This is a genomic window from Candidatus Nitrosacidococcus tergens (assembly GCF_902810445.1).
Taxonomy (GTDB): Bacteria; Pseudomonadota; Gammaproteobacteria; order Nitrosococcales; family Nitrosococcaceae; genus Nitrosacidococcus; species Nitrosacidococcus tergens.
Genome location: NZ_LR778175.1, coordinates 512,767 through 537,199, shown reverse-complemented (window position 1 = coordinate 537,199; position 24,433 = coordinate 512,767). Strand labels below are relative to the sequence as shown.

Annotated in this window: 23 protein-coding genes and 2 tRNA genes; 8 read left to right on the top strand and 17 right to left on the bottom strand. The window is 37.8% G+C overall.

The window, feature by feature from the left end:
• The first annotated feature begins 69 nt into the window (after positions 1 to 69).
• The 3 genes from NSCAC_RS02720 (at position 70) to NSCAC_RS02710 (ending at position 3,478) form a co-directional block, all read left to right on the top strand.
• Positions 70 to 1,002 (top strand): HBL/NHE enterotoxin family protein, encoded by a 933-nt coding sequence (locus NSCAC_RS02720; protein WP_197744894.1) that lies wholly within the window; start codon positions 70 to 72, stop codon positions 1,000 to 1,002.
• Positions 1,003 to 1,059: 57 nt separating this feature from the next.
• Complete coding sequence (locus NSCAC_RS02715) at positions 1,060 to 2,361, top strand: tetratricopeptide repeat protein (RefSeq protein WP_197744893.1); 1,302 nt, start codon at positions 1,060 to 1,062, stop codon at positions 2,359 to 2,361.
• Positions 2,362 to 2,446: 85 nt separating this feature from the next.
• On the top strand, positions 2,447 to 3,478 hold the full coding sequence (locus NSCAC_RS02710; RefSeq protein WP_197744892.1) for a hypothetical protein: 1,032 nt from the start codon (positions 2,447 to 2,449) through the stop codon (positions 3,476 to 3,478).
• 70 nt (positions 3,479 to 3,548) lie between these two features.
• Here NSCAC_RS02710 and lpdA read toward each other — a convergent pair whose 3' ends face one another.
• From lpdA to aceE, 3 genes are all read right to left on the bottom strand, one after another.
• Complete coding sequence (gene lpdA, locus NSCAC_RS02705) at positions 3,549 to 4,964, bottom strand: dihydrolipoyl dehydrogenase (protein ID WP_197744891.1); 1,416 nt, start codon at positions 4,962 to 4,964, stop codon at positions 3,549 to 3,551.
• Positions 4,965 to 5,027: 63 nt separating this feature from the next.
• On the bottom strand, positions 5,028 to 6,362 hold the full coding sequence (locus NSCAC_RS02700) for a 2-oxo acid dehydrogenase subunit E2 (RefSeq protein ID WP_197744890.1): 1,335 nt from the start codon (positions 6,360 to 6,362) through the stop codon (positions 5,028 to 5,030).
• Positions 6,363 to 6,377: 15 nt separating this feature from the next.
• On the bottom strand, positions 6,378 to 9,053 hold the full coding sequence (gene aceE, locus NSCAC_RS02695; RefSeq protein ID WP_197744889.1) for a pyruvate dehydrogenase (acetyl-transferring), homodimeric type: 2,676 nt from the start codon (positions 9,051 to 9,053) through the stop codon (positions 6,378 to 6,380).
• 225 nt (positions 9,054 to 9,278) lie between these two features.
• Here aceE and NSCAC_RS02690 point away from each other — a divergent pair, with 225 nt between their 5' ends.
• A complete protein-coding gene (locus tag NSCAC_RS02690; RefSeq protein ID WP_197744888.1) occupies positions 9,279 to 10,334 on the top strand; it encodes an NF038132 family protein in 1,056 nt (351 codons plus the stop codon).
• Positions 10,335 to 10,390: 56 nt separating this feature from the next.
• Here NSCAC_RS02690 and gdhA read toward each other — a convergent pair whose 3' ends face one another.
• The 3 genes from gdhA to NSCAC_RS02675 all read right to left on the bottom strand — a co-directional run bounded on the left by gdhA (position 10,391) and on the right by NSCAC_RS02675 (position 11,965).
• A complete protein-coding gene (gene gdhA / locus NSCAC_RS02685; RefSeq protein ID WP_232085974.1) occupies positions 10,391 to 11,734 on the bottom strand; it encodes an NADP-specific glutamate dehydrogenase in 1,344 nt (447 codons plus the stop codon).
• Positions 11,735 to 11,757: 23 nt separating this feature from the next.
• Positions 11,758 to 11,834: transfer RNA gene (locus NSCAC_RS02680), tRNA-Arg, on the bottom strand.
• 54 nt (positions 11,835 to 11,888) lie between these two features.
• Positions 11,889 to 11,965: transfer RNA gene (locus NSCAC_RS02675), tRNA-Pro, on the bottom strand.
• 137 nt (positions 11,966 to 12,102) lie between these two features.
• Between NSCAC_RS02675 and folD the strand changes: the two genes are divergently transcribed.
• Positions 12,103 to 12,966, top strand: a complete 864-nt coding sequence (gene folD, locus NSCAC_RS02670) for a bifunctional methylenetetrahydrofolate dehydrogenase/methenyltetrahydrofolate cyclohydrolase FolD (protein WP_197744887.1) — start codon at positions 12,103 to 12,105, stop codon at positions 12,964 to 12,966.
• Between the two features lie 19 nt (positions 12,967 to 12,985).
• On the opposite strand, the gene cysS is transcribed toward folD, so the two are convergent.
• Together cysS and gltX are read right to left on the bottom strand one after the other, a co-directional pair.
• The gene (gene cysS / locus NSCAC_RS02665) at positions 12,986 to 14,455 is read right to left on the bottom strand and encodes a cysteine--tRNA ligase (protein WP_197744886.1); all 1,470 of its coding nucleotides are present in this window, start codon (positions 14,453 to 14,455) and stop codon (positions 12,986 to 12,988) included.
• Positions 14,456 to 14,465: 10 nt separating this feature from the next.
• Positions 14,466 to 15,875 (bottom strand): glutamate--tRNA ligase, encoded by a 1,410-nt coding sequence (gltX, locus tag NSCAC_RS02660; protein WP_197744885.1) that lies wholly within the window; start codon positions 15,873 to 15,875, stop codon positions 14,466 to 14,468.
• A 111-nt stretch (positions 15,876 to 15,986) separates the two neighbouring features.
• Between gltX and NSCAC_RS02655 the strand changes: the two genes are divergently transcribed.
• Positions 15,987 to 16,580: a peptidylprolyl isomerase gene (locus tag NSCAC_RS02655; RefSeq protein ID WP_197744884.1), complete on the top strand. Its 594-nt coding sequence runs from the start codon at positions 15,987 to 15,989 to the stop codon at positions 16,578 to 16,580.
• 16 nt (positions 16,581 to 16,596) lie between these two features.
• Complete coding sequence (gene lpxH / locus NSCAC_RS02650; protein ID WP_197744883.1) at positions 16,597 to 17,310, top strand: UDP-2,3-diacylglucosamine diphosphatase; 714 nt, start codon at positions 16,597 to 16,599, stop codon at positions 17,308 to 17,310.
• Here lpxH and NSCAC_RS02645 read toward each other — a convergent pair.
• The 9 genes from NSCAC_RS02645 to ffh all read right to left on the bottom strand — a co-directional run bounded on the left by NSCAC_RS02645 (position 17,307) and on the right by ffh (position 23,371).
• Positions 17,307 to 18,044, bottom strand: coding sequence for a DsbC family protein (locus tag NSCAC_RS02645; protein WP_197744882.1), 738 nt, complete (start codon positions 18,042 to 18,044; stop codon positions 17,307 to 17,309). The two genes, lpxH and NSCAC_RS02645, sit on opposite strands and share 4 nt — an antisense overlap.
• Positions 18,045 to 18,066: 22 nt before the next feature.
• Positions 18,067 to 18,549, bottom strand: coding sequence for a YajQ family cyclic di-GMP-binding protein (locus tag NSCAC_RS02640; protein WP_197744881.1), 483 nt, complete (start codon positions 18,547 to 18,549; stop codon positions 18,067 to 18,069).
• Between the two features lie 50 nt (positions 18,550 to 18,599).
• Positions 18,600 to 19,523: a site-specific tyrosine recombinase XerD gene (xerD, locus tag NSCAC_RS02635; protein ID WP_232085973.1), complete on the bottom strand. Its 924-nt coding sequence runs from the start codon at positions 19,521 to 19,523 to the stop codon at positions 18,600 to 18,602.
• Positions 19,495 to 19,980, bottom strand: coding sequence for a methylated-DNA--[protein]-cysteine S-methyltransferase (locus NSCAC_RS02630; RefSeq protein ID WP_197744880.1), 486 nt, complete (start codon positions 19,978 to 19,980; stop codon positions 19,495 to 19,497). Before NSCAC_RS02630 ends, xerD begins: the two co-directional genes overlap by 29 nt.
• Before the next feature lie 8 nt (positions 19,981 to 19,988).
• Positions 19,989 to 20,354, bottom strand: a complete 366-nt coding sequence (gene rplS / locus NSCAC_RS02625) for a 50S ribosomal protein L19 (protein ID WP_197744879.1) — start codon at positions 20,352 to 20,354, stop codon at positions 19,989 to 19,991.
• On the bottom strand, positions 20,347 to 21,108 hold the full coding sequence (gene trmD / locus NSCAC_RS02620) for a tRNA (guanosine(37)-N1)-methyltransferase TrmD (RefSeq protein WP_197745275.1): 762 nt from the start codon (positions 21,106 to 21,108) through the stop codon (positions 20,347 to 20,349). The genes rplS and trmD overlap by 8 nt, the downstream gene beginning before the upstream one ends.
• A 31-nt stretch (positions 21,109 to 21,139) precedes the next feature.
• On the bottom strand, positions 21,140 to 21,652 hold the full coding sequence (gene rimM, locus NSCAC_RS02615; RefSeq protein ID WP_197744878.1) for a ribosome maturation factor RimM: 513 nt from the start codon (positions 21,650 to 21,652) through the stop codon (positions 21,140 to 21,142).
• A gap of 30 nt (positions 21,653 to 21,682) precedes the next feature.
• On the bottom strand, positions 21,683 to 21,937 hold the full coding sequence (rpsP, locus tag NSCAC_RS02610) for a 30S ribosomal protein S16 (protein WP_197744877.1): 255 nt from the start codon (positions 21,935 to 21,937) through the stop codon (positions 21,683 to 21,685).
• A 75-nt stretch (positions 21,938 to 22,012) separates the two neighbouring features.
• Positions 22,013 to 23,371 (bottom strand): signal recognition particle protein, encoded by a 1,359-nt coding sequence (gene ffh / locus NSCAC_RS02605; protein ID WP_197744876.1) that lies wholly within the window; start codon positions 23,369 to 23,371, stop codon positions 22,013 to 22,015.
• Positions 23,372 to 23,612: 241 nt separating this feature from the next.
• Between ffh and NSCAC_RS02600 the strand changes: the two genes are divergently transcribed.
• The gene (locus tag NSCAC_RS02600) at positions 23,613 to 24,395 is read left to right on the top strand and encodes a cytochrome C assembly family protein (RefSeq protein ID WP_232085972.1); all 783 of its coding nucleotides are present in this window, start codon (positions 23,613 to 23,615) and stop codon (positions 24,393 to 24,395) included.
• Positions 24,396 to 24,433: the final 38 nt, after the last annotated feature.

Genomic DNA, 24,433 nt, shown 5'->3' with positions numbered 1-24,433 from the left:
TCTTATATTTTCTGTAAAAGCATTTTCTTTTATGCTAAATTTCTTACCTAGTGTACTAGAGTATAAGAAATGACCAGCAAAAATAGTAATTCTCAGCAACTTCCAATTAGTAAGAAGATACACGGCCAAAATCGCCTACTATCAGATTCTTGTGAACTTCTTGATTCCTATGTGAGGGTGATACTCACTCAAAAACCTTTTAATCTACATAGTATTGATCAGCCTTTACGGGAAATCAGAGATTGTTGTTTTGAGTGGAAAAACAATCTTAATCCTACCCTTACTTACGCTCGTAATGAATTAAATCATTTTTTAGAGCACTTTGATACGCTATACCCTTCTTTAGAAGTACTTGCTAACAAGTTAAATCAAAAAGATAATCGTGAAGATCTTATTAGCGATTTGCAGAATTTAAAAAGCGAGGTGGAAAGTAAGCAATCTAGCTGGTTAACCCTTTTTGAGAGTTTACAATCTTTTCAAGAAAATATTAAAGTAAAAGACGAGAATTTTAATCAAGCGGTCACCTCAGTAAGTACATTAAGTATTGAAGATCAAGAAGAGATAGACTATCTTCATGCTCATAACCAATCTTTACGTGAGCAAATTCATGGAGGAATTACAATAGATGCTGGTGTAGTAGCAATACTGATCATTGGGAGTATTATTTTTATTCTTGGCGGATTGATTGATCTCGATACTAACGGGATGTGGAAAAAATTTATTCTTGTTGGTGCAACTCTTATTACCATTGGGGGTCTTGAGATTCTCTTAAGTGGTATTAGTCATAAAAGAACTGTAGATCGACACTCTCGTAACTTGGAGAATATAGTTGCTTATAACCCTCATGAGTCTGCTTTTCAAAGAATAAACGATCAAGTAGCTAATTTAGTATATGTAAGTAAAGACATTGCAGATACTTTGAAAAATATCAATGAAAGCTGGCAGATTTTATATAATGAAATTATTGTTGCTATAGGGAAAATAAATAACGCTGAGCATTAAAATCAAAGAGCATACATTTAATTAATTTAGTTTTTTATATTAGAAATCTAACATTAGATGAGTATATTAAGATTTACTTTTGCCTTTACCTCCATTCTATTATTTACTTCAACTCTTGGGTATGCCAGCCTCCAAGACGGAGTTAGTGCATTTCGTAGCGGGAATTATGAGCTAGCACTGAAAAATTTTATACCCGAAGCTTCTCAAGGTAACCCACGAGCACAGTTTTATTTAGGTGTAATTCATAATTTTGGATTAGGTGTGTCTCAAGATTACAAAGAGGCAGTCAAATGGTATCAAATGGCAGCTGATCAAGGAGATCCAGAGGCTCAAAATAGCTTGGGGAGAATGTATTTAACTGGATTAGGTGTGACTTGGAGCTATAGAAAAGCTATGGAGTGGTATGAGAAATCTGCTCATCAAGGTTATGCAGACTCTCAAAATAGCTTAGGAAAAATGTACTTAGAAGGCAGAACTGTACCTAGGGATGATGAGGAGGCAGTGAAGTGGTTTCAATTAGCTGCCGAGCAAGGGGATGTGGAGGCAGAATCTGTCTTAGGTATGCTGTATCTTACAGGTCGTGGTGTACCAAAAGATGAAACAAAGGCTATGGAGCTATTTCAAAAAGCCGCTAGCCAAAGTAGTACCAATACTCAACTTATTTTAAGCAAAATGTTCTATCTTGGTATAGATGGATTTCAAGATGATGTACAAACGATAAAACAACTGCTTCGTGCAGCGGATCATGGGAATATGGATGCTCAACGCAGCTTAGGTGGTGTCTATTATCTAGGTTTAAAAGTACCTCAAGATTATCAGCAATCAGTGAAATGGTTTCAACTTGCTGCCAGCCAAGGAGATCCGGAAGCTCAATCTATATTAGGCTTACTTTATCTTACGGGGCAAGGGGTAACTAAAGATAGTAAGCTCGCAGCGAAATGGTTTCAATTGGCTGGTGCTCAAGAGGATATTGAAGCACAAAATAGCCTAGGAAGAATGTATTTGGCTGGAGAAGGTGTTGTACAAAATGATAAATTAGCAGCGAAATGGTTTCGACTAGCGGCAGAGCAAAATAGTAATGAGGCCCAATTTAACTTGGGATTGTTATACTTGGCTGGTCGAGGAGTACCTCAAGATAAGCAAGAATCAGCCAAATGGTTCCGTCTCGCAGCTGATCAAGGTTATGCAGGGGTACAAAACAGTTCTGATGAAATGTATGCTTTTGGAAATACTGCTATCCCTGAAGGAAAAGCAGCTGCTGCCTATAGTCTTGCTCAATTATTATCGACAGATGTCGATGCACCTCCTGAGATAAAGCCTAGTAAATTTAATGAAACTTTAGATGCTTATATTAATTAGTGCCATATACTTCTTGCTTAACTAGAATAGCCAAACTATTATTTGATAAGCACCCTAATTTGTTTTTTTAAGATGAGGAGGAAGGATGAAAATGCAAGGAGAATCTATAATATCAGGTATTACGCCATCAGCTCATATCTCTAGAGCTTGGGGGCTTATTCCTGTATTCGTTGCAGCTATTTATCCGCTTTTCCTGCAAGGATTTCATAGTGTAATAAGCACTAGAAAAGATGAAATTTCCTTTACTACAACTGCAATAATTCTTCTAGGAGCTGCATTTATTGTACCTATTCTAGGATTAATATTTGCAATGAAAGGTCCTGATTTCGCTAATATACGTAGATTAGCCTATATGGTAGTTACTACACCTGCCCTATATACCTTACTTGGTACCTTACAAGGAATGACTCGAAGTCCAATTCCAGAGGATTTGGTCTGGTATGTTTTATGGTTTAGTTTTGGAATTTTAACTATCCTTAGTACTAAAGAAACAAAAGATAAACCCTCAAACCCAGAATTTACTGTCTATTGGAAAGTCATTCATGGGCTAAGTGCTACTCTTGTGAGTATTTTTATTGTATTTCACATCACCAATCATTTTTTCTCTCTGAAAGGTGCTGATACTTATAATGCAGTAATGAAATTGGGTGAAAAAGTATACCGTAATCCTTTTGTTGAGCCAATACTTATTATTTTCTTCTTTTTTCAAATCCTTACTGGAATCCAACTTATGTGGCGTTGGAGTACCCGATCCGTACCCTTTTACCAAAGTTTCCAAGTAGCCTCAGGAATTTACCTTGCCGTTTTCTTATTAAGCCACTTAAATGCAGTACTTATCTATGCACGAATCTATTTAAACATTCCAAGTGATTTTGCATTTGGAAGTGCTGCACCTGCAGGAATTATCCAAGATCCCTGGAATATTAGATTATTTCCTTATTATACCTTAGGTGTATTTTTTGCGCTCTGTCATCTTATGACCGGAATAAGAACAGTTGCATTGGTAAAATATAAATCTCATAGAACTACTATAAGCCGTATATGGGTAGCAATGATACTGGTAAGCGGGATCGCCTCTGGAATTATTATTGCGGGAATGTCTGGTGTAAGAATATAAGGAAATTAGTAAATATCTAGGATCTATTTGTCTCTGTCCTATTAGCAAATAAAGATCCTAGATAACTAGACTATTTTTTAATTGGTCGATAAACGTGAGTGCTTTGACCAAAGAAGACTTCAGCTGATTCCATCACTGTTTCAGAAAGAGTAGGATGAGGATGAATACTCAGCTTAATATCAGAAGCAACAGCTGCCATTTCTACTGCTAATACAAGCTCTGAAATCAATTCTCCTGCTCCTGGTCCTACGATTCCTGCTCCAAGCACACGCTCTGTTTCAGGATCAATGATTAATTTAGTAAGACCATCGGTGCGATTTAAAGTAATTGCCCTTCCTGAAGCTGCCCAAGGAAAACGGGTTACTTGAATCTTTTGTCCTTTTCTGTTTGCCTCTGCTTCTGTTAATCCGCACCAAGCTACTTCTGGATCAGTAAATACGACTGCAGGAATTGCTCTAGGCTCGAACACTGCCTTAAATCCAGCAATAACCTCAGCAGCTACTCGCCCTTCATGGCTAGCTTTATGAGCCAGCATAGGCTCACCTACTACATCACCAATAGCAAAAATATCTGGATCATTTGTACGACACTGGGAATCTACTTGAATAAACCCTTGCTGGTTTATTTTAACTTGAGTGTATTCAAGACCTGAAATTGCTGAATTAGGTTTACGCCCAATGGCAACCAACACTTTTTCAAAAACTTCTTCTCCAGCAGTTGATCCTTCAAAACGAACCCGAATTACTTGAGATTCCTCTTGCATTTGAGCAACTTTTGTTTTTGTTAAAACTCTATGTACTCTTTTTTCAATTTGTTTTGACAATATTGCGACTAGATCGCTATCTGCACCAGGAAGTAAGGTCTCTCCCATCTCAACTACAGTCACTTGAGATCCTAAGCTAGCATAAACCGTTGCCATTTCTAGACCGATATAACCACCACCTACTACAAGTAGGTTTTTAGGAATATTTTGAAGCTCTAACGCAGAAGTAGAATCTAATAATTTCGGGCTTTCAATACTTCCGGGTAACCTAACTGGATAAGATCCTGTGGCAAGAATAGCATTTTTAAAATTTAGTTGCTGATCACCATTTTTTCCATGTATTTGTAAAGTTTTTTGGGTAACAAATTTTGCCTGACCTTGAATATAGTTAATTTTTCGCTGCTTAGAGAGTTGCCCTACTCCTCCAGTGAGCCTATTTACGACTTGTTCTTTCCATGATCTAATTTTATCCAAGTCTATTTTAGGATCAGAGAAGGTAACCCCCCAGGTATGAGCCTCTTTTGCTTCATTAATCACTTTAGCCACATGAAGAAGAGCCTTAGATGGAATGCATCCTCGATAAAGACATACCCCACCGGGGTTTGGTTCTAAATCAATAAGAGTAACTTCTAAACCTAAATCTGCTGCCAAAAAAGCAGCTGCATACCCACCTGGGCCTCCGCCAATAATAGCCAATTGAGTAGTTTCTGAAGCACTAGCCATAATCATATCCCCTTATCTAGTTTATACTTAAACACATATATTTATGGATTTATCTTAGTTGTATTAACCTGACAAGGACAAAAGCATAGGTTCTTCTAAAAGATCGATAATCCAGCGTAGAAAACGCACTGCATCTGCACCATCAATAACTCGATGATCATAGGAAAGAGAAAGAGGCATGAGTAAGCGAGGCTGAAATTCCCCATCGATATAAACAGGCATCATTTTCGCTCGAGAAATACCAAGAATTGCTACTGCAGGCCAATTAATGATTGGAGTAAAATGACTCCCTCCTAGCCCACCTAAATTAGTAATTGTAAAGGTACTTCCTTCCATCTCTTCAGGGGCAAGCTTCCTATTTTTTGCCTTTTCAGCTAAAATGGTCAACTCAATAGCAATTTCTGTAATATTTTTTAAATTCACATCTCGAATGACTGGAACTAAAAGTCCATGTTCCGTATCTACTGCTACCCCAATATGGTAATACTCTTTATAAATAAGCTCTTTAGTAACTAAATCTAAGGAGGTATTAAAATGAGGGAACATTTTCAATGCTGAAGCAACAATCTTTAGTGCAATTGCTGTTAGGGTAAGCTTACCTCCAGATTTTTCTACTCGCTCTGCAAGCCGTTTTCTTTCTTGCTCAAACTGGGTAATATCTGCATAGTCGTGCTGGGTAACATGAGGTGCTGTCCAAGCATGAGTCATATGCTCCGCAGTTTTACTTCGTATTTTACTAATAGATTCTCGTCTGATTGAACCCCACCGCTCAAATTGAGGAAGTGGGGAAAGGACAATAGGTGATATGCTAGAAGATTGTATTTGATCGGATAGCTGATCATGTACGTATTGTTTTATATCTTCTGCAGAAATTCTTCCGCCTGATCCAGAACCAAAGACTTGATGAATATCAACACCAAGTTCTCGGGCTAAACGACGTACAGAAGGTGTAGCAGGTACAGGGATAATATCGCTGCTCGCAGCTGTTTCCTGTTTTACAGCTGAAGAAGACTCAGGCTTAGTAGGTGATACTATTGGCTCAGGTATCGATAATAGTTGTTCCTGCTTAATACTTTGATGAGGTGTAGTTTCCTGTGTTTCTTTAGGGCTAGTATCAGTAGATGCTGATGTAGGTTCTGGATCTGCTTTTGATTCTTCAATATTATCCTCTACTGTTAATATGGATTGACCTATACTAACTTGATCCCCAGCTTTGATATGTATCTCTTTGACTTTACCACGGATTGAAGAAGGAATTTCGACAACGGCTTTATCTGTCTCAAGCTCTAATACAGGCTGATCTATCTCTAAAAAATCTCCTACAGATACCAAAATTTTAGCTACATCACCAGATTCAATGTTTTCACCTAATTCTGGAATTTTAAATTCACTTGCCATATTGTCTATCCTTCATTAAGAGATCATAGGGTTAGCTTTGTTTGGATCAATTTCTAAATCCTGAATTGCCTGTTGTACTAGGGTAGGCTTAATTTTCCCTTCTTTAGCTAGTGCTGATAAAGTAGCTAAGGTAATAAATCTTGCATCTACTTCAAAGAAATTCCGTAATGACCGACGACCATCGCTACGTCCAAATCCATCTGTACCTAAAGAAGTGACTGGTCTAGGGAACCAGCGGTAAATGGAATCTGGAAGGACTTTTAAATAATCTGAAGCAGCCACAAATACACCAGGTGCATTCTCTAAACATTGCTCTATATAGGATTGTTTAGGCTTTTCTAAGGGGTGAAGCATATTCCATCGAGTAACTTCATGACCATCCATATAGAGCTCTTTATAACTTGTAATACTCCAAACATCAGCATTGACTTCGTATTTTTCTAAAAGAGTTTGGGCATGAAGCACCTCGTTTAAGATAGAACCACTGCCGAAAAGTTGAGCTTGTAATTTTGCTTTAGAGTTAATACCCGATTTTAGCCGGTACATTCCTTTCAAAATGCCTTCTCTAGAACCTTCCGGCATTTCTGGCATAGCGTAAAGCTCATTTTCTACTGTGAGATAGTAGAAGATATCTTCTTGCTGCTCATACATACGATAAATACCATCTTGAATAATCACAGAAATTTCATAAGCATAAGCAGGATCATAGGCTTTTAAATTAGGAACAGAATAGGCAAGCATTTGACTTTGCCCATCTTGATGCTGAAGCCCCTCTCCTGAAAGTGTAGTACGTCCTGCAGTTGCACCCACAAAAAAGCCTCGACAACGCATATCCCCTGCAGCCCAAATCAGATCGCCAATTCTTTGAAATCCAAACATGGAATAGTAGGTGAAGAAAGGAATCATATTGATTCCATGGGTAGTATAGGCTGTACCTGCCGCAATAAATGAGGACATAGCACCGGCTTCCGTAATACCTTCTTCTAAAATCTGTCCATCTTTAGCTTCTTTATAATAAAGTAGGGTAGATATATCTACAGGCTCATAAAGTTGACCTGCATGGGCATAAATTCCTACTTGACGAAATAGGGATTCCATACCAAAGGTACGGGCTTCATCAGGAATAATGGGGACAATCAGCTTACCCAATTTTGGATCCCTAAGAAGCTTGGTAAGTACACGAACGTAAGCCATAGTTGTTGCCATGGTTCGATTACCTGTACCTTTATAAAATTCACTATAGAACTCTTCGGTAGGTGCTTTTATCGGCTCGCTATGTATTCTACGTTGAGGTAAATAACCGCCAAGAGCTTTTCTCCGTTCATGGAGATATTGCAATTCAGGACTATCTTCTGAAGGTTTATAAAATGGAGCTTGAGCAATTTGCTCATCAGAAATAGGAATCCCAAATCGGGATCGAAAGTCACGGAGTTCTTGTTCGTTTAATTTTTTCTGCTGATGAGTAATATTTTTACCCTCGCCTGCCTCGCCTAAGCCATAGCCTTTAATGGTCCTTGCTAAAATTACAGTAGGTGATCCTCTATGATCCACTGCCGCTTTGTAAGCAGCGTACACTTTCTCAGGATCGTGACCTCCAGTACGAAGACGACAGATCTGCTCATCAGAGAGATGTTGGACTAATTCTAGTAGATCTGGATCAGTGCCAAAGAAATGTTTGCGGATATAATCTCCAGATTCAACCGTATATCTTTGATATTCTCCATCAACTGTCTCTTCCATCCGTTTAACAAGTTTACCTTTAGTGTCTCTGGCAAAAAGAGGATCCCAATCACTACCCCAAATGACTTTAATAACATTCCAACCAGCTCCACGGAAAATAGCTTCTAGTTCTTGGATAACACTACTATTTCCACGCACTGGCCCATCCAATCGCTGTAAGTTGCAGTTAATCACAAAAATAAGATTATCGAGCTTTTCTCTAGAGGCAAGGTTAATCGCACCTAAAGTTTCTGGTTCATCGGTTTCACCATCACCAATAAAAGCCCATACTTTATCTTGTGAAGAGGTTTTAAGCCCACGATCTTCGAGATAGCGATTAAATCGGGCTTGATAAATGGACATAATAGGTCCTAAACCCATAGAAACAGTGGGGAATTGCCAAAAATTAGGTAAAAGCCAAGGATGGGGATAGGAAGGTAATCCTCCTTCAGGCTTTAATTCTCTTCTGAAATTTTCTAACTGTTGCTCTGAAAGTCGGCCTTCAAGAAAGGCTCTGGAATAATTTCCGGGAGAGGCATGGCCTTGGAAATAAACAACATCACCACTATGATTTTCTGTTTTACCATGAAAGAAATGATTAAAACCAATCTCATATAGAGTGGCGATAGAGGCAAAGGTGGAAATATGCCCTCCGATACCATCTTCTTCCTTATTCGCCCTGACTACCATTGCCATGGCATTCCAGCGAACTAAGCTACGAATACGTCGCTCAATTTCATGACTCCCCGGGAAAGGAGGTTGCTTATTAGCAGGAATAGTATTTATATAGGGGGTATTTGCTAAATACGGAAGCTGAACTCCTGATTTCAAGGCATGGAGCTGTAGACTACCCAATAAGCGTTGAGTCCGTTTCAAATCTCCTTGTTGGAGTATATATTCTAAGGACTCCAGCCATTCTTGAGTCTCTTGCGTTTCAATATCCTGAGTTATTTTTACTTTATCCACTGACATGCCTTTGGCCCCAATTTTAAGTTAAGGTCATCCTATATAAACTGCTATTTGCTCACTAATTATTTATAAAATATAGAGTTTCCAGTATTATACCAGAACTATTCTAGACACTCTTTAGATTTAGAGATGATGAGCACACTATCAATTTATCTCTAAATGAAACATTTATTAATATAGAGGGTTAGAATATACATGCAACACAAAGAAATTATAGGGTAAATAAAAATGCATAAAACCATCTTAGAAAAACTGTTAAAAACATCTATTTTCCAACTTAGTATTTGCCTAATTGGCTTAGGAATCATCAATCCATCAAGTGCAGATCCTATCACTGGCACTTGGACATGTTCTGGCACTATGGCTACTGGGAATCAATTTCGTAGCGATCAATGTGGCACCTTTAGTGGTGGCTCATTTAGTGATAGTAATGGTACTTACTCTAGTGGAGATGTGTCCATACCTACAGGGGCAAGTTCTTATCAATGGTTAGTGACTACTAACCAAACATCCTCTGGACAAATAGATACAAATAATACCGGAGCCTTGCCTGCCTCTCTTACTGGCATGGATTATTGTACAGATAATTCAATAAGCACAAGCCAATGCCCTTCGACTGGTACTACCCTGACTTCATCTACATTTAGTGTAGGTAGCCAAGGTGGAGAGTTAAGCTTTGATTTTGATTATATCACTAGTGATAGTAGCCCATATAATGATTATGGTTGGGGTGGCTTATTTAATACTAATGGTGATTTAGTTGCATTATTATTTACTGCAAGAACACCGACAGATGCGGATACAAATATGGTTCCAGGCCATGATCTTCCTGAAGTGAGTTCGGGTGTAACACTCACTCCACAAACTACTATAATTACTCCAGGTACTGCTAAAGTAGCAAACCCATTCTTTCAAGGCACTAGTATAAATGGTGCTCCAAATTGGGCACCAATTTCTGGTGATGGGTTTATTGCTAATGATAACTCAATTTATCGTTGCAATTCAGATAGCTCTAACAATACGTGTGGCTCAACTGGCTGGATTACCGCTAGTTTAGAAAATCTTGCTCCGGGTGATTATTATCTTGAATTTGGGGTAGTGAACTGGACCAATCCAAGTTTTCAAAGTGGTCTTGCAATTGCTAATGTTGACATCAGTATGGGTACAAACGAAGGTTCATCAATTCCAGAGCCTATAACATTAAGTTTAATTGTTTTAGGTTTATTTGGGATTGGTTATTTCTCTAATAGAGAGAATAGAAAAATACAACCTGCATACTCATAGTAAAAAGAAAGCTCTTAGGGTATTAAACCCTAAGAGCTTTTTCTATATGATTCTAATTAAATAATACCAAAAGCAAGCATGGCTTCTGCTACTCGACGAAACCCTAGGATATTGGCTCCCACTACATAATTATTAGAATAGCCATATTCTGCAGCGGTTTCGAAACATTCCTGATGGATATTTCTCATAATACTATGCAGTCGCTGTTCAACCGTATCAAAAGACCAGGAATCCCTACTGGCATTTTGCTGCATTTCTAATGCTGAAGTGGCAACTCCCCCTGCATTAGCGGCTTTTCCTGGCCCATAGGCAATTTCTGCCTCGTGAAATACTTTTACGCCACCGGGGGTAGTAGGCATATTCGCTCCTTCGCTTACTGCAATACAACCGTTTGCAACTAACTTACGTGCAGAGTTTTCATCCAGCTCATTTTGAGTGGCACAAGGTAGAGCAATATCACAGGGAATATCCCAAATATTTCCCCCTTCAATATATTGAGCTTCCTTATATTCATGGGTATAGAGATGAATTCGTTGCCGTTTAACCTCTTTAATTTCTTTAACTGTATCTAATTGGATTCCTTGAGGATGGTAAATTACCCCATTAGAATCAGAGCAGGCGATTACCCTAGCTCCTAGAGCCGTTAGCTTCTCCATAGCATAAATCGCTACATTTCCAGAACCTGAAACAAGGCAATTTTTTCCTTCAAGGGCTTTGCCACGTACTTTGAGCATTTCATCGGCAAAGAATACACAGCCATAGCCAGTTGCCTCTTTCCGGGCAAGGGATCCGCCCCATTTTGGATTTTTACCTGTGAGCACCCCAGATTCATAGCTATGGGTTATTCTTTTATACTGACCAAATAAATAACCAATTTCTCTTGCTCCTACCCCAATATCCCCTGCAGGTACATCAATATTTCCACCTATATAGGGATAGAGCTCAGTTATAAAACTCTGACAAAAACGCATAATCTCATTTTCCGATCTTCCTTTAGGATCAAAATCTGAGCCACCTTTTCCTCCGCCTATAGGCATGCCAGTTATGGCATTTTTAAATACTTGCTCAAAAGCAAGGAATTTAATTGTGCCTAAATATACTGAAGGGTGAAAGCGTAACCCTCCTTTGTAGGGACCAAGTAAACTGTTAAATCCCACTCGAAAGCCCCGATTAACATGAATTTTTCCTTGATCGTCCTGCCAGGGTACTCGAAAAATAACTTGTCGTTCTGGCTCGCAAATTCGCTCTATAATTTTATAATCCACATATTCAGGATGCTTTTTAAGTACTGGATCTAAAGTTTCAAGAACTTCTTTTACTGCTTGATGAAAATCGGATTCACCTGGATTTCGGTGAATAACGTCTTCAAAAATCTTGGAGGTTATAGTTTCTGCTTCCAACAGTGCTACTCTCTAAATGGGTGTGGCGCGCCTGGCAGGATTCGAACCTGCTACCCTCGGCTTAGAAGGCCGATGCTCTATCCGAGTGAGCTACAGGCGCTGGTTAATAGATAGATAAATTATACAACGAAATAGAATTTTCAAGCGAAAAAATTGGTCGGGGTAGAGGGATTTGAACCCCCGACCCTCTGCTCCCAAAGCAGATGCGCTACCAGACTGCGCTATACCCCGAAATACAGATGATAAGAAGATGTAACTGTCAATATAAAGCGGTAATAATTCGAATAATTTTGATTACAGTTATATTTATTTCTTTTAATTATAATACATTATACATTGACTATATAGTATATAATTAAATAATTTTTATGAACGCTAAAATCCTTGATGGTAAAGCAGTTGCTACTGCACTGCGAAAAGAGATAAAACAACAAGTTCAAAAAAGAATAAATCTTGGACTACGCCCACCAGGGTTATCAGTCATCCTCTTAGGTACTGATCCAGCATCTCAAACCTACGTACGAAGTAAGCGAAAAGCTTGTGAAGAAGTAGGATTTAAATCCTTATCTTACGATTTACCAGCAGATACTACTCAAAATGAGTTGATTAATCTAATCCATCAGCTTAATGAAAATTCAGAAATTGATGGTATCTTAGTCCAACTCCCTTTTGGAAAGCATATTCGCTCTGAAGAAATTATAGAGCAAATTTATCCTAGCAAAGATGTGGATGGGTTTCACCCTTACAACATAGGACGATTAGCGTTGCGAGTACCTACTCTAAGACCCTGTACTTCCTATGGGATTATGACTTTATTAGCCCATACTGGGCAAGATCTAAAAGGATTAGAAGCGGTTATTATTGGCACTTCTAATATTGTTGGACGACCTATGACTTTAGAATTACTCTTGGCTGGTTGTACAGTCACTAACTGTCATCGTTGGACCAATGATCTAGCACAGCATGTTTCTAAAGCAGATATTGTGGTTTCTGCGGTGGGTAAGTCCAATTTAATTAAAGGGGAGTGGATTAAATCAGGTGCGATTGTGATTGATGTGGGGTTTAGTCGCCAAACAAACGGTGCTTTATCTGGGGATGTGGAATTTGAGGTAGCAAAAGAACAGGCCGCTTGGATCACTCCAGTACCTGGAGGGGTAGGTCCAATGACGATTGCTACCCTATTACAAAACACCCTTTATGCAGCAGAGCAACGGGATAAAAATATTAGCTAAATAGAGTTACCTAGATAGCCTAGCCACGTCGCCATAAAGTCTTTGTTGCAGTATCTTCAATGGTGATATTTTGTTCTTTTAAAATATCTCTGATTCGATCGGCTTCTTGCCAATTTTTGTTTTTACGTTCCTCTACTCTTTGTTGAATAAGCTGCTCTATTTCTTGATTTGTAAGAAGTTGAACAGCATGAGCTGGCATTTTTTCTATTTTTGCAAGAACTGGTTCTACAAAAACGTATTGGTTTCCATGGGCTTGTATTGGGCTTTGAAGAAATTCCTCTGGATCGGAATTTAGCAATCCTAGAGTACTGCCCATCAGGTATAATAATTTTGCTAATTCATCTTGCTGTACATTATCCTTGTATTTAGCGTTGTTTAATTCTCGCTTTGCTTCATTAAGCACGGCAAGAGCTTCTGGGGTATTAAAATCATCATCCATAGCTGCACGAAAACGAGTTATTAGTGGATGATCTAAAGAGCTTAATGGCTTATTTTCTATTTTTTTCGTAGGAACACCTCTTAATGTACTATATATGCCGGTTAGAGCTTGCTTTGCCATTGAAAGCTGAGATTCAGCGTAATTAAGGGGGCTACGATAGTGGCTAGAAAGGATAAAATACCGTAATACTTCCGGATGGTAATAGGATAATACCTCTTCAATAGTAAAAAAATTCCCTAAAGATTTAGACATTTTTTCATCATTAATACGGACAAAGCCATTGTGCATCCAGTAGTTTACAAATTTATGTCCAGTAGCTGCTTCACTTTGAGCAATTTCATTTTCGTGGTGAGGGAACTGTAAATCTTGCCCTCCTCCATGAATGTCAAAAGGAGATCCTAGTTCATGAAGAGACATGGCAGAGCATTCAATATGCCACCCTGGTCGACCTAATCCCCAAGGAGAATCCCAAGCAGGTTCATTAGGTTTTGTCATTTTCCAAAGCACAAAATCTAAGGGATTTTTTTTATCTGCGCTTATCTCAACACGCTCTCCAGCTCGTAAATCCTCAAGTTGTTTGCCAGAAAGCAACCCATAGGATTTAAACTGGTGCACATCAAAATATATGTCCCCATTTTTTCCTTGGTAGGCATAATTTTTTGCTAATAATTGCCCAATCAGGGTAATAATCTCTGCTATAAATTCAGTGGCCTTAGGTTCTTTATTAGGAGGAATAATATGAAGCTCATTTGAATCTTTATAAAGTGCTTGAATATATCTAGCAGTTAAATTTTGAATACTTTCGCTATTTTCATTAGCTCGTTGAATAATTTTATCGTCAATATCTGTAATATTTCGTACATAATTGACTTCAAATCCACTGGCTCGGAGATAGCGAGCCACTATGTCAAAAACAATCATTACCCGAGCGTGACCTATATGTGCTTTATCGTATACAGTCATACCACATACATATATCCGCACTTTACCCGGTTCAATAGGGATAAATTTTTCTTTTTTCTTAGTTAAGCTATTGTAAATATGCAACATTTATTAGTCCTTATTTTCCAGATATATTCAGGCATTGGGTTAATCTCTGGTGAATTTTTTCAACTCCTATCAATGGAAATAACAAAGCGAGCTCTGGGCCATCTAATTCTCCGGTTAAGGCAGCCCGTAAGGGTTGAAAAAGGACTTTACCTTTAGTTTCTGTAGTATTTTTTAGTTCAGTAATGAATTTTTTAAAATCTAAACCACAGGAATCTATAGCTTTAAGTGCTTGGGTAAAAAAAGAGGAATCAGTTTGAGTAATAATTTTTAAAGACTCATCCTTATAGTTTAGTTTTTCATCGAAAATAGCAGTAATCCATCGCAAGGTATCTTTAGGGAAGAGAATATTAGGTCTTATTGCTTCGATAAACTGTTCATATTGATTCTCTGGAATTTGTGCCAAAATATCATTTCCCAGCCAATCTTTTAAGGCTTCAGCATTACTATGAATTAATCCTTCCCGTTGCCAATGGATAAGTTGAGATTCATCAAACCGAGCAGGTGCTTTTCCTAAATTTTCTAGCTTAAATTGACTGGCTAGAGTAGCTAAAGATAAAAAACTAGTATCTTCGAAGTGATGCCCTAGTCGAGCTAAATAATTACATAGAGCAAGGGGTAGATATCCTTCCTCTCTAAGCTCAGCGATACTGCGGCTACCATGACGTTTTGATAAAGGAGCTCCATCATGGCCAATAATTAAACCAATATGAGCATATTGAGGAATAGACAATTGGAGAGCTTGAAGTAATAAAATTTGCCGAGGGGTATTGGTTAAATGATCTTCACCTCGTAACACATGGGTAACTTCCATTAAAGAATCATCAATGGCATTACTGAAAAAAAATGCAGGTGAGCTGTCTGCTCTACGAATAATAAAATCCCCAATATCATGAGCGGTAAAACGCTGCTCTCCCCTTACTAAATCAGTAAATTCTATAATGCTAGAATCAGGCACTCGAAACCGCAAAGTAGGTTTAATTCCCTTGGTTTGCCTATTGTTTATTTCATCTGAATTTAACCTAGCACAGGTACCTGGGTAACGTGGGGGTTGGCCTGAGGCAAGTTGGCGTTTACGTACTTGTTTTAATTCCTGAGGTGAGCAAAAACAAGGATAAGCTAATTTTTTATTTTCCAGCTGATCAAAGTATGACTGGTAAATTTGAGTTCGTTCAGATTGTCGATAAGGGCTATAGCTCCCTCCTACTTCTACACCCTCTTGCCATGCCAGATCTAACCATTTTAAATCTTTTATTAAAGTAGTAATATACCCTTCACCACTTCGCTCTTGATCAGTATCTTCTATTCGCAGTAAAAAAATACTTTGATGAGCACTAGCAAAAAGCACATTAAATAAGGCAGTGCGTACATTTCCTAAATGTAATAAGCCACTCGGGCTAGGTGCAAAGCGGGTTTTAATCATAAAAAAAGTGCCATATTAGAAATATATCTCATTAAGTTTTGCTCACTCTACAATATTATTCGTATAATGGAGAGCACAATTTATCGTGAAATTAAATACTATAGGTATTCTATGCATATACTTCAAAGAACATTTATTTTTTTATTATTGGGAATATTTGGATTGACTGCTGAAGCTGCTGGTGGTAGTTCAAGTCTTAAATCTTCTCCTCATGTTAAATTAGAGACTAATCTAGGGGATATTATCATTGAGCTTAATCCAGAAAAAGCACCTATTTCGGTTAAAAATTTTCTAAATTATGTAAATGAAGGCTTTTATAATGGCACAATTTTTCACCGAGTAATTAAAAATTTCATGATTCAAGGGGGTGGATTTGATGAAACATTCAATCAAAAATCTACTAACCCATCTATCCAAAATGAAGCAGACAACGGTTTAGCAAATGAAATAGGTACTATTGCTATGGCCCGTACTCCTGATCCAAACTCAGCAACTGCTCAATTTTTTATTAATACTGCGGATAATAAGTTTTTAAACTTTCAAAGTAAAACAGCTCAAGGATGGGGATATGCAGTTTTTGGGAAAGTTACTGAAGGTATGGACATAGTAAGAGCGATTGAAAATACACCTACAGGTCGCCAAAATGGATATGCAGATGTGCCACTTAAACAAATCGTAATTCAGCAAGCATCCGTAATAAATTAATTCATTAAAAGTTTTTGTGACTACCTTTTTTATCTCAGATTTACATCTGAGCTCAACAAACCCAAATGCCCAAGAACAAGTTCTAGAATTTCTAGCTAAAGATACGTTTTCTGGAGAAGCACTGTATATTTTAGGAGATTTATTTAACTCTTGGATAGGCGATGATGCACCCACAGATGAGGGCTTGGCTATAGCTTCAGCCCTCCATCGCTTATCTAAAAATAAAGTGCAAATATACTTCCTTCCGGGAAATCGAGACTTCTTAGTTGGGCAGGAATTTGCAAAAATGAGTGGCTGTCAAATTCTACCTGATCCTATAGTGATTGACCTTTATGGCACCCCTACCTTACTTACCCATGGAGATATACTCTGTACAGACGATAAGGTATATCAAAGATCTAAAGCTCGCTTTAGGCGCCCCATTATAATTAATACCTTTCTTTCTTTACCAAAATCCCAGCGTCAAGCAATTGCTCAAAGAATACAGCAAAAAAGTAGAGAGTATACCCAGAGTCAGCCATTAGAAATTATGGATGCTAACCAAAATAAGGTGGAAGAAGTCATCCAAAATTACCAAGTGACCCAGATTATCCATGGCCATACCCATCACCAAGGAATACATGAATTTTCAATCAACAATAACCCAAAACGAAGAATTGTTTTAGGGGATTGGTTTAATAGAAAAAGTATCCTTGCCTATAGTAGAGATAATTTTTCTTTAATGAATTAACCTGCTGAATTAGCATTTTGTTCCAGTAATTTTATTAAAGAGCTTGGGCGAATAAACCCTGGAATCATAGTACCATCCTTTAAAATAAAGGTAGGAGTGGCGTTCACACCAATTTTCTCACCCAAAAGGAATTGATCGGCAACAGGATTAGTGCACTGAGCAGTATTTTTTATAGGTTTATCTGCTTTTGCTAAAGTGATTGCTTTTTGTTTATCTTGAGCACACCATACATTAGCTGCTTTATCATAGGATGATGAACCGATTCCTGCACGAGGAAAAGCAAGATAACGTACTTTAATCCCAAGTTTATTGTATTCATCGATGTGCTGGTGCATTTGGCGACAATAGGGACAATCAATATCAGTAAAGATATTTACAGTATATTTAGGATCCTTAGGCGTAAAGACAATCATATCCTTTTCATCTAGTTCACTAATAGCAGCTGCTCGAATCGCTTTTACTCGCTTTTCTGTTAAATTAGTACGAGTGGCTAAATCAATTATCTGTCCTTGAATAGCATAGCGTCCATCCTGAGTTAGATAAAATATTTGCCCATCTAGTATGACTTCATAGAGATTAGGTACAGAAATGGATTTAATGCTCTGAGGTTTTGCATCAGGTGCCCATCTTTTTAGGGATTCTTTAATAGAATTTTCTTGCTGTTCATCTGCAATTCCTAGACTAGAAAAAGTAATTAATATACTTAGAAAAATAGAATTAAATATTAAGTACATAGAATAAATTTTGTGCTTTTTATTAATCACGAAAATTAATATATTGCAGAGGTAAGCTAACTTTAGATTCTCTTAGAATTGCAATGACCTGCTGTAAATCATCTCGTTTACCGCCAGATACTCTCACCTGATCCCCTTGGATAGCTGATTGTACCTTAAGCTTACTCTCTTTAATTAATTTAGTAATTTCTTTTGCGATATCCTTATCAATTCCTTGACGGATTTGAATAGTCTGTCGTGCGCTTTTGCCGGAAACTTCTGGCTCTTTAGCTTCTAAACAGTTAACATCGATATTTCGTTTAGCTAGTTTAGTATCTAAGATATTGCTCATTTGCTGGAGTTGAAATTCATTTTCAGCCTCAAGAATAAGCTCTCCGTCTGATTCCTTAATCACGGCATCAGCCCCACGAAAATCAAAGCGTGTGCTAATTTCACGATTAGCTTGATCAACTGCATTTTTTAATTCATGCTTGTCTACTTCGGAGACAATATCAAAAGAAGGCATGTTATATCCTCTCTCTAATTAAACCATTTGAAATTAAACTTGTCCTAATGTCACCCTCGGGGATGATATCGTTGATGAAGTTGTTGTAATCTAGCTTTTGCCACATGAGTATAAATTTGAGTTGTCGATAAATCAGTATGTCCTAACAGCATTTGCACTACTCTTAAATCTGCACCATGGTTTAATAAATGAGTTGCAAACGCATGGCGTAGCGTATGGGGAGAAAGCGACTTATTAATACCTATCTGTTGTGCATAACGCTTAATCAAATACCAAAATCCTTGCCTTGTCATCTCTGCTTTTCTTTGCGTAAGAAATAAAAATTCACTTGCTTGCCCTTTAAGAATCTCTGGGCGAATTTCATCTCTATAACGAGCTAACCAACTTAATGCAACTTCCCCTAAAGGTACTAATCGCTCCCGATTACCTTTACCCATTATTCGCACAGCACCTTGGCGAAAATTAATCTGCGTTAAAGTAAGATTAACCAATTCTGATACCCTTAGTCCTGTAGCATACAAGGTTTCCAGCATAGCACGATCCCGCATTCCTAATGAGCAAGATATATTAGGTGCAGTAATCAAAGATTCCACTTCTGCTTCAGTAAGCGAATTTGGTAAAGATCTCCCTAATTTAGGTGTTTGGATAAAGGAGCTAGGATCCTTATTACAAATTTCTTCTAGAACTAGGTAGCGATAAAAGCGCCGTAAACTCGCTACGGTACGAGCAATACTCCGTGGTTTATAATGGCTATCTATTTGATGAAACAGATAATTGCGTAGATCTTCTTGTTGTGCATCAAGTATTGTTTTTTTTTGCAGAAATAGCCAATTGAAAAACTGATTTAAATCATAATAATAAGCATATTGGGTATTTTCTGATAGCCCTGATTCCCAACGTAGAGAATCTAAAAAATGGGTAAGATATTTTTGATCATAGCCACAATCAGCCATACTCAATAGAATGCCCTTCATGGGTCAATAGCCAGGATTTAATATCTAAGTTAGGACCCTCTACAGAACCACTGTATCCCCCCAGCCCCTGTTGAGACACTATTCGGTGACAAGGAATAAAAATAGGTAGTGGATTAGAACGGCAAGCCCCTCCAATAGCACGAGGGCTTGTTTTAAGCTGTTGTGCTAATGCTCCATAGGTTAATGTGGTACCACTTGGTATAGTACATAAAGCTTGCCATACTTTTTTTTGAAAGAAAGTGCCTTCGGGTAGCATGGGTAACTCAAAATTCATCTGAGGATTTATGAAATATGCTTGAAGTTGTGAGAAAACTTTTTTTACTAGAGACGTAGCTGCCATAAAGTCTGGAGTTTCCGGTGGTAAAAACGATAAACCAGTTACTCCAGTCTCGCAAGTAGATATACCTAATTTACCCAATGGTGTAGTAAAAACTGCTACATATCCATCGTGGATCATGCTCGTAATTAAGTTTTAACAGTGATTTTTTCTTTAATTCGAGCCGCTTTACCTCTTAAATTACGTAAATAATAAAGCTTTGCTCGACGAACATCTCCTCGTCGCTTTACCTCAATATTAGCAATTGTAGGACTATGAGTTTGAAAGACTCGCTCTACGCCCTCTCCATAGGAAATTTTACGTACGGTAAATGCTGATCCAAGGCCACGATTTCGTTTCGCAATAACAACACCTTCAAATGCTTGAATTCGCTCCCGATCCCCTTCAATGACACGCACGTTCACTTGTACAGTATCGCCAGGGTTAAAGTCTGGTATATCCTGCCTAAGCTGTTCTGCCTCAATTGCTTCAATAATACTATTTTTATTACCCATTTTTATACTCTCTATTTTCCTGATATTCCTGAATAAATTCCCTAAGTAAGTATTCCTGCTCTTGGGTGAGCGTATATGTATTAAGTAAGTCTGGGCGCTTTACCCACGTTCTTCCTAAAGATTGTTTTAGGCGCCAGCGATAAATAGCTAGGTGATTACCACTAAGTAGCACCGCAGGTACTTGATAGTCCCCTATAATCTTAGGACGGGTATAGTGAGGATAGTCTAATAATCCATTTGTAAAGGAATCTTGATAGGCTGATTCCTCACTGCCTAAAACTCCTGGAAGGAGCCGAGTTAAACCATCGATAAGTACCATTGCAGCAAACTCTCCACCGCTTAATACATAATCCCCAATTGACCACTCCTCATCAACTTCCATCTCTATAAGTCGTTCATCTATACCTTCATAACGACCTGCTATTAGAATAAGTTTGTTATATTTTGATAATGTATTTAGTCCTGTTTGATCTAGCCTTTTTCCCTGCGGTGAGAGATAAATTACTCTACACGAATTCCCAAGTTTTAGTCGAGCCGCACAAATAGCGTCGTGGAGGGGTTGAACACTCATTACCATACCACACCCACCCCCATAGGGGCGATCATCAACCGTATTATGAGGATTAGGAGAAAAGTCTCTTGGATTCCAAAAATCTAGAGTAGAAATCCCTCGCTTTATTGCTCTTCCTACTACACCGTACTGTGTTAGTGCACAAAACATTCCTGGAAATAGGCTGATGACACCAAAGTTCATATATTCCATTTTTAAGTGAAATCAAATTTACTTAAAAATCTAAATCCCACTCTACAATGATTACCTTTTTAGTAAGATCAACTTGCTTTATTGTGGATTCAAGCAAAAAAGGAATATACCGCTCTCGCTCACCCTTTACGATTAGTACGTCATTTGCTCCCGTTTCTAGCAATTGAACTACTTGGCCTAAGATATATCCAGTAAGTGTGACAACTTCTAGTCCAATTAAATCTGTCCAGTAATACTTTCCATATTCTAGAGGAGCTAATTGATCGTGCTTTACTTCAATTGAACAATTTATCCATTGTGCTGCAAAATCCCTATCAGTTATTCCTTCTAAGCAAGCTGCAACTTTTTTTCCATGGATATGCCCATCTACTAAAGTAAATGTCTGCCAGTCATTATTTTTCTTTAAGTACCAAGGATTATAACTTAGGATATTACTTGGGGGATCGGTATAAGAATAGACTTTTACCCAACCTCGAACCCCATATAGTCCTAAGATTTTCCCAACTAGAGTATATAGACAAAAATCATCTTTCACTCTACTTGTTAAAGTAATCAGATTTAGTACTTAATTATGATTTTCCTTACTATAGAATTTTACTAATTGAGCTACTCGTTCAGAAGGTTGTGCACCTTGAGACAACCAATAATTTACACGCTCTACATCTATTTTTAATGGAATTTCTCCACCTGCAGCAATAGGATTAAAAAAACCTAATCGTTCAATGTATCGTCCATCTCGCCTGTTACGTTTATCAGTAGCCACAATAGTATAAAAAGGGCGTTTTTTTGCACCACCCCGAGCTAAGCGAATAACTACCATAGATTCATATTCCTAGTAATCTTTAAATAAATTTGTAGATTTTACGCTAACCCAACTTTTTTGAAAAGTATCTATTTAAAATGGTAGCCTAGGCATTGCCTTGCTACTCATGCCACCCATCAATTTTGCAAGTTTTCCTCCTTTAGACATTTTTTTCATCATCTTTTGCATTTGAGTAAACTGCTTTAGTAAGCGATTTACATCTTGTACCTGAGTGCCTGATCCTGTAGAAATACGCTTTTTTCGTGATCCTTTAATAATCTCTGGCTGACGACGCTCTTGGAATGTCATAGAGTTAATAATCGCCTCTAATCGGACAAACTCCTTATCATTAATTTTATTTACCGCATTGGCGGGTAGGTTCATTGTTGGAAGCTTATCCAAGAGACTAGCTATACCTCCCATTTTATTCATCTGTTGTAATTGCAAGCGAAAATCCTCTAAATCAAAGCCTTTACCTTTTTTAAGTTTCTTTGCTAATTTTTCTGCTTGCTCTTTATCAACTTGACGCTCCACCTCTTCAACAAGGCTTAGTACATCCCCCATACCAAGAATACGAGATGCAATCCGATCTGGGTGAAATAATTCAAGTGCTGTAGTTTTTTCTCCAAGACCAATAAACTTAATGGGTTTACCAGTAATATGACGGATTGAAAGTGCTGCTCCCCCTCGAGCATCTCCATCTACCTTAGTCAGTACCACGCCTGTTAAATCTAAAGCCTCATTAAAAGCACGAGCAGTGTTTGCAGCATCCTGTCCAGTCATACTATCTACAACAAATAAGGTTTCAACTGGAGAAATTGCCTGATGAAGCTCTTTAATCTCTGTCATCATCTCGTCATCAACATGGAGTCGCCCTGCTGTATCTACTATAAGTACATCCAACATTTGGATTTGTGCCTGTCTAATCGCTCCTCTAGCTATGGTAATTGGGCTTTGATTAGTTTGGCTAGGGTAGAAATGAACGCCAATCTCGTTGGCTAAAGTTTCTAATTGTTGAATTGCAGCAGGTCGGTAAATATCAGCACTGGTAATAAGTACTGATTTTTTCTTTTGTTCAGTAAGCCAACGAGCAAGTTTAGCTACTGTAGTGGTTTTTCCTGAACCTTGTAGACCAGCAACTAAAATAATTGCAGGAGGACGAGTATCTAATTTTAACCCTTGAGTAGATTCCCCCATGGTATCTACTAATTCATCATATACTACCTTAATAAAAGCTTGTCCTGGGGTAAGACTACCTACAACCTCTTGACCAACTGCTCGATCTTGCACTTTAGTAATAAAATCTCGAACAACGGGTAAAGCAACGTCTGCTTCTAATAAGGCAACACGAACTTCCCGCAGGGTATTCTTGATATTTTCATCACTAAGACGTGCTTGTCCTCGCAACTGCTTTAATGTTTGACCAAGACGGTCTGTTAAATTATCAAACATAATATATCCTCTTTAGGGTAAGTTTATGAATATTTTCAGATAATACTTAATTTTGTAGGGAAATAGAGCAATACGAAAATCCGCTAGAGTAAGTAACCACTTATTTTTAATATAAAGTTAAAAGTAATGTAGTGGTAGAATTTATATCTAGATGACTTAATACTTATTTATATTATGTATTGTTATGCAATTTATATTTTTTGAGACCATCTCAGGGGTGATATGCTATTGTACTGCGAGTATGTTGCTAGTACGTTATTTACTTAGTACGAATACAAAAAATCCAAAAAATAGCCATAAACAATTAGTCAGTATTTGTGGATTTATAGGTATTGTTTTTCATACCTTAATACTAAGAGATTTTCTTTTTACCCCAGCTGGTATAAATCTAAGCCTAACTAATGCTTTATCTACTGTAGCTTGGTTAATGGCAGTACTGCTAATTATTGCTAGCTTAAGACAGCCGGTAGAAAACATGGGGATAGGTATTTACCCTTTTGCAGCAGTTGCTTTAGGATTGCAAAATTTATTTCCAGAAAATCATATTATTATCCCCTATAGTGCTGAATTAAGCATCACAGAAAAACCGCTTGAAATCCATATTTTACTTTCTTTTTTTGCTTATAGTCTATGTGCTTTAGCAACGATGCAGGCTATTTTGCTTGCAGTTCAAGATAACTACCTTCGTAACAAACGCTTAAGAGGATTTATTCGTGTTCTCCCCCCCCTACAAACTATGGAAAGTATTTTATTTCAGCTCCTTACTTTAGGATTTATCTTACTTTCCTTAAGTTTATTTAGTGGCATTATTCCTTTAGAGAATATGTTTGCTCAGCACCTTGCTCATAAAACTGTATTTTCAATTATTGCTTGGCTTATATTTGGCAATTTGTTATGGGGTCGCTGGCGTTTTGGTTGGAGAGGACAAATTGCAATACGTTGGACTTTAAGTGGTTTCTTCTTTCTTATGCTTGCCTATTTCGGGAGCAAATTAGTTCTAGAACTCATATTTCATCGGGTATAATAGAATAATTTTACTTAATTTTAGAGCTAAGAGTAGCA

Bases quoted from the DNA above. Each gene is read 5' to 3' on its own strand.
- NSCAC_RS02720 (WP_197744894.1), top strand. From the start codon at position 70: ATGACCAGCAAAAATAGTAATTCTCAGCAACTTCCAATTAGTAAGAAG.
- NSCAC_RS02715 (WP_197744893.1), top strand. From the start codon at position 1,060: ATGAGTATATTAAGATTTACTTTTGCCTTTACCTCCATTCTATTATTT.
- NSCAC_RS02710 (WP_197744892.1), top strand. From the start codon at position 2,447: ATGAAAATGCAAGGAGAATCTATAATATCAGGTATTACGCCATCAGCT.
- lpdA (WP_197744891.1), bottom strand. From the start codon at position 4,964: ATGGCTAGTGCTTCAGAAACTACTCAATTGGCTATTATTGGCGGAGGC.
- NSCAC_RS02700 (WP_197744890.1), bottom strand. From the start codon at position 6,362: ATGGCAAGTGAATTTAAAATTCCAGAATTAGGTGAAAACATTGAATCT.
- aceE (WP_197744889.1), bottom strand. From the start codon at position 9,053: ATGTCAGTGGATAAAGTAAAAATAACTCAGGATATTGAAACGCAAGAG.
- NSCAC_RS02690 (WP_197744888.1), top strand. From the start codon at position 9,279: ATGCATAAAACCATCTTAGAAAAACTGTTAAAAACATCTATTTTCCAA.
- folD (WP_197744887.1), top strand. From the start codon at position 12,103: ATGAACGCTAAAATCCTTGATGGTAAAGCAGTTGCTACTGCACTGCGA.
- cysS (WP_197744886.1), bottom strand. From the start codon at position 14,455: ATGTTGCATATTTACAATAGCTTAACTAAGAAAAAAGAAAAATTTATC.
- gltX (WP_197744885.1), bottom strand. From the start codon at position 15,875: ATGATTAAAACCCGCTTTGCACCTAGCCCGAGTGGCTTATTACATTTA.
- NSCAC_RS02655 (WP_197744884.1), top strand. From the start codon at position 15,987: ATGCATATACTTCAAAGAACATTTATTTTTTTATTATTGGGAATATTT.
- NSCAC_RS02645 (WP_197744882.1), bottom strand. From the start codon at position 18,044: ATGTACTTAATATTTAATTCTATTTTTCTAAGTATATTAATTACTTTT.
- NSCAC_RS02640 (WP_197744881.1), bottom strand. From the start codon at position 18,549: ATGCCTTCTTTTGATATTGTCTCCGAAGTAGACAAGCATGAATTAAAA.
- xerD (WP_232085973.1), bottom strand. From the start codon at position 19,523: ATGAAGGGCATTCTATTGAGTATGGCTGATTGTGGCTATGATCAAAAA.
- NSCAC_RS02630 (WP_197744880.1), bottom strand. From the start codon at position 19,980: ATGATCCACGATGGATATGTAGCAGTTTTTACTACACCATTGGGTAAA.
- rplS (WP_197744879.1), bottom strand. From the start codon at position 20,354: ATGGGTAATAAAAATAGTATTATTGAAGCAATTGAGGCAGAACAGCTT.
- trmD (WP_197745275.1), bottom strand. From the start codon at position 21,108: ATGAACTTTGGTGTCATCAGCCTATTTCCAGGAATGTTTTGTGCACTA.
- rpsP (WP_197744877.1), bottom strand. From the start codon at position 21,937: ATGGTAGTTATTCGCTTAGCTCGGGGTGGTGCAAAAAAACGCCCTTTT.
- ffh (WP_197744876.1), bottom strand. From the start codon at position 23,371: ATGTTTGATAATTTAACAGACCGTCTTGGTCAAACATTAAAGCAGTTG.
- NSCAC_RS02600 (WP_232085972.1), top strand. From the start codon at position 23,613: ATGTTGCTAGTACGTTATTTACTTAGTACGAATACAAAAAATCCAAAA.